This window comes from Streptomyces sp. NPDC059909 (assembly GCF_042730885.1).
GTDB lineage: Bacteria > Actinomycetota > Actinomycetes > Streptomycetales > Streptomycetaceae > Streptomyces.
In genome coordinates this window covers 1-13,439 of record NZ_JBHWKX010000048.1, presented here as the reverse complement: position 1 = coordinate 13,439, position 13,439 = coordinate 1, and the positions used below count along the sequence as shown (strand labels likewise).

The following is a 13,439-nucleotide window of genomic DNA, read 5'->3' as shown; positions in this document are numbered from 1 at the left end:
CTGAGTCTACGTCCGGGGGTGTGACCCTTGTCACCCTCAGACGGTCTCAGACGTCCTCAGGAGTTCGCGCGCTGAGTGACGGCGATGCAGACGAGGACCGCGCCCGCCGCCAGCGGAGCGGCGGGGGAGAACTGCTCGGAAAGCAGCAGCACCGACCACACGAGAGTCAGCAGGGGCTGGGCGAGTTGCAGCTGGCTGGCCTTGGCGATGCCGATCGAGGCCATGCCGCGGTACCAGACGTACAGCCCGAAGAACGTCGATCCGGCGGCCACCCACAGCAGCCCGGCGATGCCGTGGGCGGTCGGCCGGACGGGTTCGGCCATCAGAGCGACGACCGCACCCGGCACGGCGAGCGGCAGGCACAGGATCAGCGCCCATCCGATCACCTGCCAGCCGGGCATCAGCCGCGCGAGCCGACCGCCCTCCGTGTAGCCCGCGGCACAGACCAGCAGCGCGCCGAACAGGTAGAGGTCGCCGGTGGAGACCGCGCCGCCGCTCTGCTGCAGCGTGAACGCGATCACGACGGCCGCACCGGCGAGGGCGGCGGCCCAGAAGGTGCGGGAGGGCCGCCGCCCGGTGCGTACGGCCGCGAAGACGGCGGTCGTGAGCGGGAGGAGCCCCACGACGACAGCGGCGTGTGACGTCGTCGAGGTCTGCAGGGCGAGGGTCGTCAGCAGCGGGAAGCCCACGACCACGCCGCCCGCGACGACGGCGAGCGGGCCGAGGAGCCGACGGTCGGGGACCGGGACGCGGAGCGCGAGGAGGAAGCCGCCCGCGATGACGGCGGCGAGGACGCTCCGTACGGCGACGAGGGACCAGGGGCCGAAGGACTCCATGCCCCAGACGGTGGAGGGGAAGGTGAGCGAGAAGGCGAGGACACCGAGCGAGGCGAGCACCGTGCCGCCGCGGCGCCCGCCGGCGGCCGTCGCTGCGGGAGCTGTTGTCGCGCGGGCCGTCGTCGTGCCGGGCGCCGATGTGCCGGCCGCCGCCGCCGTGGTCGTGCCGGACGGGACCGAACCGCTGACCGCTATCGAGGTGACGGGAGTAGCGCTATCCTGTGCTTCCATGCGAGAGCGTAGCAGTGTGGCCGAGCTGGCGAACTCCCTGAAGCGAGAGCTGAACCGCTACTCGGTCGGCGAGAAGCTGCCGTCGAGCCGTGCGATCGTCGAGCGCTACCGCGTATCCCCGGTGACCGTCTCCCGCGCCCTCGCGCAGCTCGCCGCCGAGGGACTCGTCGTCACCCGGCCCGGCGCGGGCGCCTTCCGGGCGCAGCCGCGTACGGCCACCCCCGACCCCGGGGACACCTCCTGGCAGGAGGTCGTTCTCAGCGCGGACGCCGCGACGGAGGTCGTGCCCCGGGCCGTCGACGCGTCGGGCGTGCTGGTGACGCTCGCGGCACCGCCGCCCGGGGTGGTCGAGTTCAACGGGGGCTATCTGCACCCCTCCCTCCAGCCCGAGCAGGCGATGGCCGCCGCGCTCGCGAGGGCGGGCAGGCGCCCGGGAGCCTGGGGCAGGCCGCCCACCGACGGGCTGCCGGAGCTGCGGGAATGGTTCGCCCGCGGTATCGGCCCCGGCGTCACCTCCGCCGAGGTGCTGGTCACCGCGGGTGGTCAGTCCGCCCTCGCCACCGCGCTGCGCGCCCTCGCCCCGCCCGGCGCCCCCGTACTCGTGGAATCGCCCGCCTATCCCGGCATGCTGGCCATCGCCCGCGCCGCCGGACTCCGCCCGGTGCCCGTGCCGGTCGACCCCCAGGGCGTGCGCCCCGAGCTCCTCGAAGCAGCCTTCCACGCCACCGGTGCACGGGTCTTCGTCTCCCAGCCGCTCTTCCAGAACCCCACCGGTGCCGTGCTCGCCCCCGGACGCCGCGCCGAAGTCCTGCGCACCGCCCGCGCCGCGGGCGCGTTCGTCGTCGAGGACGACTTCGCCCGCCGCCTCGTCCACGACGACGCGGGTCCCCTGCCCGCCCCGCTCGCCGCGGACGACCCCGACGGCGTCGTCGTCCACGTCTGCTCGCTCACGAAGGCCACGTCACCGAGCCTGCGCGTGGGCGCCCTCATCGCCCGTGGCCCCGTCCTCGAACGCCTGCGCGCCATCCACGTCGTCGACAACTTCTTCGTCGCCCGCCCCTTCCAGGAGGCGGCCCTCGAACTCGTCGGCTCCCCGGCCTGGAGCCGCCATCTCCGCGCCGTCGCAGCCGAGTTGAAAACCCGTCGCGACACCATGACCGCGGCCCTCGGCCTGCACCTCCCCGAGGTCGGCCTCCCGCACATCCCCTCCGGCGGCCACCACCTCTGGCTCCGCCTCCCCGACGGCACCGACGAGTCCGCCCTCGTCTCCACGGCCCTCCGCGCCGGCGTCGCCGTCGCACCCGGCCGCCCCTACTTCAGCGCCGAACCCCCGGCGGGCCACCTCCGCCTGAGCTTCGCGGGCGTGGCGGGTCCGGCGGAGATCGCGGAAGGCGTACGGCGGCTGCGCACCGCCTGTGACGAGATCCTGGGCTGACACAGGTGACGTACCGTCACCGGCCGGGTGGTCGACCACTGCCAGGGCCACGGAAGGCCGCGGCCTCACGGAAAGATCGTGGCGGCCGCCACTGACAATCGGCCCCCGGCCTGTGAGAGTGCGGTGATGAGCGACGACACGACGGTCACCTTCGGTGCCTACGAGATCTCGACCGACCCCGCCCGCCTCGACCCCGCCCGTGTCCACCACTGGCTCTCCACCGACGCGTACTGGGCCATCGGCCGGAGCCGTGAGAAGCAGGACCGGGCGATCGCCGGGTCGCTGAACTTCGGGGCGTACGAAACGGCATCCGGCGCGCTCGTCGCCTACGCCCGCGTCGTCACCGACCACGCCACCTTCGCCTGGCTCTGCGACGTGTACGTCGACCGCTCCGCGCGGGCCGAGGGGCTCGGCACCGCACTCGTCCAGGCGGCCCGCGACCACCTCGCACCGCTCGGGCTGCGCCGGATCCTGCTCGCCACCGAGGACGCCCACGGTGTGTACGAGAAGGTCGGATTCACACGGCTCGGTGACCCCGGGAAGTGGATGGCCCTCGGACTTCAGTGAGTTCCATTAACGGTCAGTAACCCCTCTTGACCTGGGCCGCGCGCGGCCTCACGATCCCGCCATGAGTGTTCGGATCACCCTCGTCGCCGCCGCGCGCTGCTCCACCCGGCTGGCCGAGCGCTTCGACGACGACCGGCCGCTCGACCAGGCCGGATGGCACGAGGTGCAGCTCGCCGCGCCTGTCCTCGTGCCGCTGGGCGCCGCCGAGCTGCGCTACTGCTCGCCGACCGCCCGCAGCCGGGCGACGGCCGACGCGCTCGGGTACGCACCGATCGCCCAGCCCGCGCTGAGCGACTGCGACATGGGGCGGTGGCGCGGGTTCACGCTGTCGGAGGTGGCGGCGAGGGAGCCGGACGCGGTCGACGCCTGGCTCGCCGATCCGCGGTCGGCGCCGCACGGCGGTGAGCCGCTGCTGGGATTCATCTCCCGCATAGGCGGCTGGCTGGACACCCGCCCCGCCGACGACGGCAGTTCCATGCTGGCCGTCGCCGAACCCGCCGTCGTACGGGCAGCGCTCGTGTACGCACTGAAGGCTCCGCCGTCGACGTACTGGAACGTCGACGTCCGCCCGCTCTCCACCGTCGTCCTGACCGGCAGGGCGGGCCGCTGGAACCTATGCCTGGAGGCCGGCGGCTGAGCGCGAGCGGGCCGCCCGCTCACCGGTCACCATGACCACGCTCCCGGGAGCGGCCGATTCCCGCATGCGCGTGAGCAGATGGCGTACGGCCCAGCCGACGGCGCCGGTCGCGAGACCGCCCCCGCCCCAGCCCGCGCTGCCCCTGCCGTTCCCCTTGCCCTTCCCTTTGCCGGCCCCGGTCAGGGTCACCGCCAGGGTCCCGGTTCCTTCGCCGTTCCCGTTCCCGGACCCGTTCTTCCCGTTCGCCGTCTGCGCGCGCAGCCACCGCAGCCCGTCCGCCGCCGCGTCCTCCGCCACAGGGATCACGAGGTCCAGCAGCTCCGGGCGGAACGCCGGTTCCGTGCGGGGCCGGCCGATGCCGGGGATCGGGGACGGCAGCCCGGTCGTGTAGTCCGCGCAGCCGCTCGCCCAGGCCGGGAAGTACGCGGAGTGCTCGGCGTCCACGCCCGCGACCCGGGTCCCGGGCCCGCACCGCCTGCGGGCGTACCGCCCGAGCGTCGCCGTGGTCGTCCCCGTCCCGAGTCCGGCCACCAGCCACGCCGGGTTCGCCGCCCCGGCCTCCGCCAGCTGCCCGTACAGCTCCTCGGCGAGATCGGGCAGCGGGCAGCGCGCGATCGCCCGCTCCGAGTCGGCGAAATGGTCAAGGAAGTGACCACCGATCTTGTCCGCGAGCCCGCTTGCCTCGTCCTGCATGTCGGCGGGCACCGACGCGATCCGCCACCGCCCGCCGTACCGCTCGACGGACTCCCGCACCGCCGGGGAAGTCGTGGCCGGTACGAGCGCGACGAACGGCAGTCCGGCGCGGCGCGCGCAGTACGCCCCGGCCACGGCCGCGGGGCCGCCCGACCCCATCACGACGGTCGTCCCCTCGCGCACCGCGCCGTCCAGGACCGCCTCGCACAGCAGCGCCCGGACGAGGCGGTGCTTGAGCGTCCCCGACGGGTGCGCGGACTCGTCCTTGACGTACAGCTCGCCGGGCGGCCCGACGAGCCGGACCAGCGGTGTCGGATCCGCGTCCGCGCACAGCTCACGTACGGCATCCGCGGCCCAACCGCCGCTCTCCGCATGCACCATGTGCCTATGATCCCCGCCGTGCCCGGCACGGACCGCACCATCACCTCCGTATGGCAGAGCCTCCGTCCGGCGGTGGTGTGGTCGCTACGACGGCTGGGGCAGCGCCTCGCCCGTCTCCAGCAGCGTCTTGAGGCCGGACAGGATGTGGGGCCAGCCCCCGCCCACGGCCTCCAGCACGGCGCTCCCGGGGGTGAAGCCGTCGTGGACGACGCTCAGCTTCACCAGCTCCCCGGCCGGCTCGATCTCGAACGTCACCTTCGACCGGGGCTCGTCGGCCATCCGGGCGAAGAGTTCCTCGCTCATCCCGAAGGCCTTCGCGAGCTCGGGCGTGAAGTTGTGCCAGGTGTAGGACAGCCGACGGTACGGCTCGGACTCGAGCACGACCTGGGCCGGGTCCGCGATCGTGACGCCCTCCTGCTCCCAGGTCATCCCCGCCCCCGCCGTCCAGTCCGCCGTGAACGTCACGCCCCAGTAGCGGCGGGTGAAGGCCGGGTCGGTCAGCGCCTGCCAGAGCCGCTCCGGCGTGGTGTTGATGTACGTCGTGTATACGAATGAGGGGTTGTCGTTCATGGGTTCTCGCTCCAATGCGGCCTTCAGGTCGGCGAGGGCGCGCACGCGCTCGCGGTCGTACCGGCTGATCCAGCGCTCGGCGATGGCGTTGATCGGCACGGCGTTGAGGTAGTGCAACTTCTCCCGGCCGCGCCGCACGGTGGTCACCAGATTGGCCGCCTCCAGCACCGCGAGGTGCTTGCTGACCGACTGCCGGGCCATGTCGAGCCCGGCGCACAGCTCGCGCAGGCTCTGCCCGTTCCGGGCATTCAGGCTGTCCAGCAGTCGGCGGCGGCTGGCGTCGGCCAGTGCCTTGAACACCTCGTCCATCGGATCTCTCGCCACTCCAAACATGCAGCCATTCAGCTGCATGAAAGATAGGCAGCCAAAGGGCTGCATGTCAAGGGCCGGTGCCCGGCGTCACCCGGCGTTGCCCCCGTCGTCGCGGTCGCGTACGGCGGCGTTGGCCGGGGCGGGCTCATGATGGTGATGTGGTTCGCGGGCGGGCTCGTTGCATAAACCTGCGGCGCTACGTATAGTCATGCCATCAATGACGGAGGGTCCCATGGTGGTACGTGCAGCAGTGGCGGGGGCGAGTGGATACGCGGGCGGAGAACTGCTCCGACTGCTCCTCGCGCACCCCGGAGTCGAGATCGGTGCCCTGACCGGCCACTCCAACGCCGGGCAGCGGCTCGGCTCACTCCAGCCGCATCTCCTGCCGCTCGCCGACCGCGTCCTCGAGCCCACCACGGCAGAGGTCCTCGCGGGCCACGACGTCGTCTTCCTCGCTCTGCCGCACGGTCAGTCCGCCGCCGTCGCCGAGCAGCTCGGCGAGGACGTCCTCGTCGTCGACATGGGCGCCGACTTCCGGCTGAAGAACTCCGCCGACTGGGAGAAGTTCTACGGCTCCGCGCACGCCGGGACCTGGCCCTACGGCCTGCCCGAACTGCCGGGTGCCCGCGTCGCGCTGGAGGGGTCCAAGCGCATCGCGGTGCCCGGCTGCTACCCGACCGCGGTCTCGCTCGCGCTCTACCCGGCGTACGCGGGCGGGCTCGCCGAGCCCGAGGCCGTGATCACCGCCGCCACCGGCACCTCCGGCGCGGGCAAGGCCCTCAAGCCGCATCTGCTCGGCTCCGAGGTCATGGGCTCCATGAGCCCGTACGGCGTCGGCGGCGGCCACCGGCACACGCCCGAGATGATCCAGAACCTCAGCGCGGTGGCGGGGGAGCCGGTCACCGTGTCGTTCACGCCCACCCTCGCCCCCATGTCCCGCGGCATCCTCGCCACCTGCAGCGCCAAGGCCAAGCCGGGCACGACCGCCGACGCCGTACGGAGCGCGTACGAGAAGGCGTACGCCGACGAGCCGTTCGTCCACCTCCTCCCCGAGGGGCAGTGGCCCGCCACGGCGTCCGTCTACGGTTCCAACGCCGTTCAGGTGCAGGTCGCCCACGACGAGGCCGCCGGCCGCATCATCGCGATCAGCGCCATCGACAACCTCACCAAGGGCACGGCGGGCGGCGCGGTCCAGAGCATGAACATCGCCCTCGGTCTCGACCAGACCACAGGACTTTCCACGATCGGAGTCGCGCCATGACGGTGACGGCAGCTAAGGGATTCACGGCCGCGGGAATCGCCGCCGGAATCAAGGAGAACGGCAACCCGGACCTGGCGCTCGTCGTCAACAACGGGCCACGCCACTCCGCCGCCGGAGTCTTCACCTCCAACCGCGTCAAGGCCGCACCCGTCCTCTGGTCCGAGCAGGTCCTCAAGGGCGGCGAGGTCTCCGCCGTCGTCCTCAACTCCGGCGGCGCCAACGCCTGCACCGGCCCCAAGGGCTTCCAGGACACGCACGCCACCGCCGAGAAGGCCGCCGAGGTCCTGGAGGGCCACAGCGCCGGCGAGATCGCCGTCGCGTCCACCGGGCTCATCGGCGTCCTCCTGCCCATGGACAAGCTGCTGCCCGGCATCGAGAAGGCGGCCGCCGAGCTCAGCGCGCACGGCGGCGAGAAGGCCGCCATCGCCATCAAGACCACGGACACCGTCCACAAGACGGCCGTCCACCAGGGCGACGGCTGGACCGTGGGCGGCATGGCCAAGGGCGCCGGCATGCTCGCCCCCGGCCTCGCCACCATGCTCGTCGTCCTCACCACCGACGCCGACCTGGACAGCGCCACCCTCGACAAGGCGCTGCGCGACGCCACCCGCGTCACGTTCGACCGGGTCGACTCCGACGGCTGCATGTCCACCAACGACACCGTGCTGCTCCTCGCGTCCGGTGCCGCCGGGGTCACCCCGGAGTACGACGCGTTCGCCGAGGCCGTACGGGCCGTCTGCGACGATCTCGCCCGCCGGCTCATCGGCGACGCCGAGGGCGCGTCCAAGGACATCCGCATCGAGGTGGTCAACGCGGCGAGCGAGGACGACGCCGTCGAGGTGGGCCGCTCGATCGCCCGCAACAACCTCCTCAAGTGCGCCATCCACGGCGAGGACCCCAACTGGGGCCGGGTGCTGTCGGCGATCGGCACGACGAAGGCCGCCTTCGAACCCGACAGGCTCAACGTGGCCATCAACGACGTCTGGGTCTGCAGGAACGGTTCCGTCGGCGAGGACCGCGACCTGGTCGACATGCGCTACCGAGAGGTGAGGATCACCGCGGACCTCGCCGCGGGCAGCGAATCGGCCGTCATCTGGGCCAATGACCTCACCGCCGACTACGTCCACGAGAACAGCGCCTACTCCTCCTGAGGATCCAGGGACAAGGGACACATGAGCACGCGTAAGCACACCGCACTCCCCAAGGCGCAGACCTTGATCGAGGCACTGCCGTGGCTCACCCGGCATCACGGCAAGACGGTCGTCATCAAGTTCGGCGGGAACGCCATGGTCGACGAGGAACTGAAGGCGGCCTTCGCCCAGGACGTCGTCTTCCTGCGGCACGCCGGCATCAAGCCCGTCGTCGTGCACGGCGGCGGCCCCCAGATCAGCGCACAGCTCGACAAGCACGGGCTGGTCAGCGAATTCAAGGCCGGACTGCGCGTGACGACGCCCGAAGCGATGGACGTCGTACGGATGGTGCTGGCCGGACAGGTCCAGCGCGAGCTGGTCGGGCTGCTCAACCAGCACGGCCCGCTGGCCATAGGCCTCACCGGCGAGGACGCGCACACCATCACCGCCACCAAGCACCGCCCGACCATCGACGGCGAGCTCGTCGACATCGGCCGGGTCGGCGAGATCACCGAGATCGACACCGGAGCGATCCGGGCACTGCTGAACGACGGCCGCATCCCGGTCATCTCGTCGATCGCCCGCAGCGCCGACGACGGTCACGTCTACAACGTCAACGCCGACACCGCGGCGGCGGCGCTCGCCGCCGCCCTGGGTGCCGAGACCCTGATGGTCCTCACCGACGTCGAGGGCCTCTACGAGGACTGGCCGAACAGCGACGAGGTCATCAGCCGCCTCACCGCCACCGAGCTGGAGAAGCTGCTGCCCGAGCTCTCCAGCGGAATGGTCCCCAAGATGGAGGGCTGCCTGTACGCCGTGCGCAACGGCGTCAACACCGCACGCGTCATCGACGGCCGGGTGCACCACTCCATCCTCCTGGAGATCTTCACCGACGAGGGCATCGGCACGATGGTCGTGCCCGACGGAACCGAAGGGGGAACCCCGTGAGCGACACGGCCAATCAGCGGCTGTCGCAGCGCTGGCAGGGCTCGATGATGGACAACTACGGCACCCCGCAGCTGTCCCTCGTCCGCGGCGAGGGCGCGAAGGTCTGGGACGCCGACGGCACCGAGTACCTCGACTTCGTCGGCGGCATCGCCGTCAACGCGCTCGGCCACGCCCACCCCGCGATCGTCGAGGCCGTCTCCCGGCAGATCGCCTCGCTCGGCCATGTCTCCAACCTGTACGTCGCCGAGCCGCCCGTCGCCCTCGCCGAGCGGCTGCTCCAGCTCTTCGGCCGGCCCGGACGTGTCCTGTTCTGCAACTCGGGCGCCGAGGCCAACGAAGCCGCCTTCAAGCTGGGCCGGCTGACCGGGCGCACACACATGGTCGCCACGGCCGGAGGGTTCCACGGCCGGACCATGGGCGCCCTCGCGCTCACCGGCCAGCCCGCGAAGCAGCAGCCGTTCCTCCCGCTGCCCGGAGACGTCACCCACGTTCCGTACGGCGACGCCGAGGCGCTGCGGGCCGCCGTCACCACCGACACTGCCATCGTGGTCATCGAGCCGATCCAGGGCGAGGCGGGCGTGGTCGTCCCGCCCGCGGGCTATCTCAAGGCCGCCCGCGAGATCACCAGTGCCACCGGCACCCTGCTCGTCCTCGACGAGGTCCAGACCGGCGTCGGACGGACCGGGCACTGGTTCGAGCACCAGGCCCACGGCGTAGAGCCGGACATCGTCACCCTCGCCAAGGGCCTCGGCGGCGGCCTGCCGCTCGGCGCGGTCGTCGCGTTCGGCGAGGCGGCCGACCTCTTCCGGCCGGGGCAGCACGGCACGACCTTCGGCGGCAACCCGGTCGCCTGTGCGGCCGGACTCGCCGTACTCAGGACCCTCGACGGCACACTCGACGAGGTGAAGCGGACCGGCGAGCGGCTCCGGGACGGAATCGAGTCCCTGGCCCATCCTCTGGTCTCGCATGTCCGCGGCGCGGGCCTGCTGCTGGGTATCGTGCTCAACGAGCCCCTCGCACCCCAGGTGCAGAAGGCGGCTCAGGGTGCCGGCCTCCTGGTCAACGCGCCCGCCCCCGATGTCGTAAGGATCATGCCGCCGCTGATCATCGGCGACGCGGAGGTGGACGCATTCCTCCAGGCGTTCCCCGGCATCCTCGACGCAGCACAGCACGGGGACGGAAGATCCGGAGAATGAGACGACGATGACCGAGGCGACGCAGGACACCGTGACCGGCGGCCAGTCGGTGCCGCAGACCCGCACGGCACGCCACCGCCGGATCGTGGACATCCTCAACCGGCAGCCGGTGCGCTCGCAGAGCCAGCTGGCGAAGCTCCTCGCCGACGACGGGCTGAGCGTCACCCAGGCGACGCTCTCCAGGGATCTCGACGAACTCGGCGCGGTGAAGATCCGCAACACCGGGGGCGAGCTGATCTACGCGGTGCCCAGCGAGGGCGGATTCCGCACCCCGCAGGCGCCGCTCGGCGAGTCCGCGAAGGAGGAGCGGATGCGCCGCCTCTCCGGTGAGCTGCTGATCTCCGCGGAGGCCTCGGCGAACCTGGTGGTCCTGCGCACGCCGCCGGGCGCGGCCCAGTTCCTCGCCTCGGCCATCGACCAGGCCGAACTGCACGCGATCCTCGGCACGATCGCGGGGGACGACACCCTGCTGCTCATCTCCCGCGACCCGGCGGGCGGCAAGGCGCTGGCGGACCATCTGCTGCGGCTGGCGCAGAACGACCGCTGACAGGCCTCAGCGCACCGCCGGTGCCTGCTCGGCGAGCGGCAGCCCGAAGGCAGGGAAGAGCGACGGGGCCTGGAAGGAGACGACCCGGGCGATCCCGGACGCCGTGACGGTGTGCACCTCGACGGAGAACGCACGCAGGACGCCGTCCTCGCCGCACTCGTACAGCGCGAGCGCCGGCTGGCCGTTGGCCGCCGTGGGGACGAGACGGCTGCCCGGAATGCCGAACACCGGGCAGTGCGTCGAGATCAGTCGCCCGGCGGCCTCACGGCCGGTGAACCAGGTCGGGACCGGCGGCATCTCGAAGACGATGTCGTCCGTCAGCAGCCGCATCAGGCCGTTGATGTCGGCGTTCTGGAAGGCCTTCGCGTAGCGCTCCACCAGCTCCCGCTGCTCGGCATCGGCGGGACGCGCCACCGCGTCCGCCTCGGGAGCGGCCCGGGACAGCTGGGCGCGGGCGCGCTGAAGGGCGCTGTTCACGGCCGTCTCCGTGGTCTCGATCAGTTCGGCGACCTCGCAGGCGCGCCACCGCAGCACATCGCGCAGGATCAGGATCGCCCGCTGCCGGGGCGGAAGCAGCTGAAGCGCGGCGACGAACGCCAGCCGGACACTCTCGCGCGAGGCGACGACGGCGGCCGGGTCGGCCCCTTCGGCGCGGTCCGCCGCGAGCAGCCCGTCCGGCAGCGGCTGCAGCCAGGGCACCTCCGGCTGCCCGGGAGCCAGCGGCCCGCCCGGGTCGTCGCCGGGCGCGCCGAGCCCCGACGGCAGCGGGCGGTGGCTGCCCTGCTCCAGGGCGGTCAGACAGGCGTTGGTCGCGATGCGGTAGAGCCACGTGCGCAGCGAGGAGCGGCCCTCGAAGCCGTCGTACGCGCGCCAGGCGCGCAGATACGTCTCCTGGACGAGGTCCTCGGCGTCGTGCACGGAGCCGAGCATCCGGTAGCAGTGGGCGAGCAGCTCGCGACGGTACGGCTCGGTGAGGCTCGCGAAGTCCGTGTCGCTCGCCATGACGGTCACTCCCTCCGCCCCTTCGCACGTACGTGGCCCACTTGAACAGACTCGGAGACCGGCCGGAACTCATCGCCCGCCACCCGGTGGAAGGGCGACGACTTTTCCGCAACCGCCCCGTCAGTACGGGTATGGACGATTCAGAACCCCGGACACAGCATCGGCCCGATGCGGAGCAGCAGCCGGATCCGCGCCGCTGGAGGGCGCTGGCACTGCTCTGCGCCGCCGACTTCATGGTCATTCTCGACGCGCAGATCGTCATTCTCGCCCTCCCGTCGATCCAGCGCGATCTGGGCTTCCCCGGAGGCGGCGAACAGTGGGTCATGAGCGCCTATCTGCTGGCCTTCGGCGGTCTGCTGCTGCTCGGCGGTCGCTCGGCCGACCTGCTCGGCCGGCGCCGCATGTTCATGGCGGGCACCGCCCTGTTCCTCGTCTCCTCGCTGCTGTGCGGATTCGCCTGGACGGGCGGCGTGCTGATCGTGGCCCGGGTCCTGCAGGGCATCTCCGCGGCGATCATGGCGCCCACCGCGCTCTCCATCCTGATGACGACCTTCGCCGAGGGCTCCGAGCGCAACAAGGCGCTCGGCATCTGGTCGGCGGTCGGCGGCATCGGTGCCACGGCCGCGCTGCTGATCGGCGGCCCGCTGACGTCATGGCTCGGCTGGGAGTGGATCTTCTTCATCAATGTGCCCGTCGCCCTCGCGCTGTTCGGGCTGAGCCCCGTACTGCTGCGCGAGAGCCGGGCCCTGACGCGCGAGCGCCACTTCGACCTCGCGGGTGCCGTGACGGTCACCGCGGCGCTCGCCCTGCTCGTGTACGCCGTGGTCGAGGCACCGCACATCGGCTGGAGCCACGGCCGGACCGTCGGGCTGCTCTGCCTGTCGGCACTGCTGATCGCGGTCTTCGCCCTCGTCGAGTCGCGCTCCGCCGCCCCGCTTGCGCCGCTGCGGATCTTCCGCTCGCGAGCGCTGGTGGGCGGGAACCTCGTGCTGATCCTCCTCGGCATGGCCGCCTGGGGCATGTCGCTCACGGTGTCCCAGTACGCCCAGCAGGTGCTGGGCTACTCCGCCTTGCTGTTCGGACTCAGCACCGCCGTGATGCCGGTCATGGCGGCCGTGGGCTCGGTGGCCGGCCAGGCCGTCGTCACCCGCACCGGGCCGCGCTCCGTCGCCGTGGTCGGCATGGCCCTGACGGGCATCGGCTGCCTTCTGCTCACCCAGGTCGCGACGGACGGCAGCTACTTCGGTGACATTTTCCTCGGGTTGCTGGTGTTCGGGCCGGGGCTCGGTGCCGCCTTCGTCGCGGCATCGGTCGCGTCGCTCGCCGGAGTCGCCGAACAGGAGTCCGGACTGGCCTCCGGACTGAACACCGCGTCGTTCCAGATCGGCGGCGCGTTCGGTGTGGCCGTCCTCTCCACGGTCGCCGTGCCCCGTACCGGCGCGGCCGACCCCCTCGCCGCCCTCACCGAAGGCTTCCGCACGGACTTCGCCGCCTCGATCGGCTTCTCGGCGGCCGGGTTGCTGGTCGCCCTGCTGCTCCTCGGCCGCGCGCGCCGCTGAGAGACCCCAGGCCGCCGCCCCGGCGCTCGCTCGGCGGCCCCGGGGTCAGTAATCCGGTCGCCTGACGGCGACACCCTGCGTGCGTGAAAATCGGTGTGTGGTCGTCCGGCGGACGTCGTGTCGCCGCACCGGCC

At 72.2% G+C, this 13,439-nt stretch carries 13 protein-coding genes; 9 read left to right on the top strand and 4 right to left on the bottom strand.

Annotation, left to right across the window (positions count from 1 at the left end; translation table 11 throughout):
* Positions 1 to 56 precede the first annotated feature (56 nt).
* The gene (locus ACFV9O_RS27470; protein WP_385422329.1) at positions 57 to 1,067 is read right to left on the bottom strand and encodes a DMT family transporter; all 1,011 of its coding nucleotides are present in this window, start codon (positions 1,065 to 1,067) and stop codon (positions 57 to 59) included.
* Here ACFV9O_RS27470 and ACFV9O_RS27465 point away from each other — a divergent pair.
* The 3 genes from ACFV9O_RS27465 (at position 1,066) to ACFV9O_RS27455 (ending at position 3,706) form a co-directional block, all read left to right on the top strand.
* Positions 1,066 to 2,502: a PLP-dependent aminotransferase family protein gene (locus ACFV9O_RS27465; protein WP_385422327.1), complete on the top strand. Its 1,437-nt coding sequence runs from the start codon at positions 1,066 to 1,068 to the stop codon at positions 2,500 to 2,502. The genes ACFV9O_RS27470 and ACFV9O_RS27465 overlap by 2 nt on opposite strands.
* A 126-nt stretch (positions 2,503 to 2,628) precedes the next feature.
* Positions 2,629 to 3,069 carry a GNAT family N-acetyltransferase gene (locus ACFV9O_RS27460; RefSeq protein WP_385422325.1) on the top strand — a complete coding sequence of 147 codons (441 nt, stop codon included), beginning with the start codon at positions 2,629 to 2,631 and terminating at the stop codon, positions 3,067 to 3,069.
* 61 nt (positions 3,070 to 3,130) lie between these two features.
* Positions 3,131 to 3,706: a histidine phosphatase family protein gene (locus tag ACFV9O_RS27455; RefSeq protein ID WP_385422323.1), complete on the top strand. Its 576-nt coding sequence runs from the start codon at positions 3,131 to 3,133 to the stop codon at positions 3,704 to 3,706.
* Here ACFV9O_RS27455 and ACFV9O_RS27450 read toward each other — a convergent pair.
* Positions 3,683 to 4,780, bottom strand: coding sequence for a pyridoxal-phosphate dependent enzyme (locus ACFV9O_RS27450; RefSeq protein WP_385422321.1), 1,098 nt, complete (start codon positions 4,778 to 4,780; stop codon positions 3,683 to 3,685). The two genes, ACFV9O_RS27455 and ACFV9O_RS27450, sit on opposite strands and share 24 nt — an antisense overlap.
* 84 nt (positions 4,781 to 4,864) lie before the next feature.
* Entirely contained in the window at positions 4,865 to 5,659 is a 795-nt protein-coding gene (locus ACFV9O_RS27445; protein ID WP_385422319.1) for an ArsR/SmtB family transcription factor, read from the bottom strand.
* 235 nt (positions 5,660 to 5,894) lie between these two features.
* On the opposite strand from ACFV9O_RS27445, the gene argC reads away from it, so the two are divergent.
* Genes argC through ACFV9O_RS27420 form a run of 5 tightly spaced genes read left to right on the top strand, consistent with a single transcriptional unit; the run spans position 5,895 to position 10,744 of the window.
* Positions 5,895 to 6,923: an N-acetyl-gamma-glutamyl-phosphate reductase gene (argC, locus tag ACFV9O_RS27440; protein ID WP_385422317.1), complete on the top strand. Its 1,029-nt coding sequence runs from the start codon at positions 5,895 to 5,897 to the stop codon at positions 6,921 to 6,923.
* Positions 6,920 to 8,074: a bifunctional glutamate N-acetyltransferase/amino-acid acetyltransferase ArgJ gene (gene argJ / locus ACFV9O_RS27435; RefSeq protein WP_385422315.1), complete on the top strand. Its 1,155-nt coding sequence runs from the start codon at positions 6,920 to 6,922 to the stop codon at positions 8,072 to 8,074. Before argC ends, argJ begins: the two co-directional genes overlap by 4 nt.
* A 21-nt stretch (positions 8,075 to 8,095) precedes the next feature.
* Entirely contained in the window at positions 8,096 to 9,001 is a 906-nt protein-coding gene (argB, locus tag ACFV9O_RS27430) for an acetylglutamate kinase (RefSeq protein WP_385422313.1), read from the top strand.
* Positions 8,998 to 10,197, top strand: coding sequence for an acetylornithine transaminase (locus ACFV9O_RS27425; protein ID WP_385422311.1), 1,200 nt, complete (start codon positions 8,998 to 9,000; stop codon positions 10,195 to 10,197). Before argB ends, ACFV9O_RS27425 begins: the two co-directional genes overlap by 4 nt.
* 7 nt (positions 10,198 to 10,204) lie before the next feature.
* Positions 10,205 to 10,744 carry an arginine repressor gene (locus ACFV9O_RS27420; protein ID WP_385422309.1) on the top strand — a complete coding sequence of 180 codons (540 nt, stop codon included), beginning with the start codon at positions 10,205 to 10,207 and terminating at the stop codon, positions 10,742 to 10,744.
* Between the two features lie 6 nt (positions 10,745 to 10,750).
* Here the strand turns inward: ACFV9O_RS27420 and ACFV9O_RS27415 are convergent, their stop codons facing one another.
* On the bottom strand, positions 10,751 to 11,746 hold the full coding sequence (locus ACFV9O_RS27415; RefSeq protein WP_385422307.1) for a sigma-70 family RNA polymerase sigma factor: 996 nt from the start codon (positions 11,744 to 11,746) through the stop codon (positions 10,751 to 10,753).
* Between the two features lie 131 nt (positions 11,747 to 11,877).
* Between ACFV9O_RS27415 and ACFV9O_RS27410 the strand changes: the two genes are divergently transcribed.
* The gene (locus ACFV9O_RS27410) at positions 11,878 to 13,305 is read left to right on the top strand and encodes an MFS transporter (protein ID WP_385422305.1); all 1,428 of its coding nucleotides are present in this window, start codon (positions 11,878 to 11,880) and stop codon (positions 13,303 to 13,305) included.
* Positions 13,306 to 13,439 lie beyond the last annotated feature (134 nt).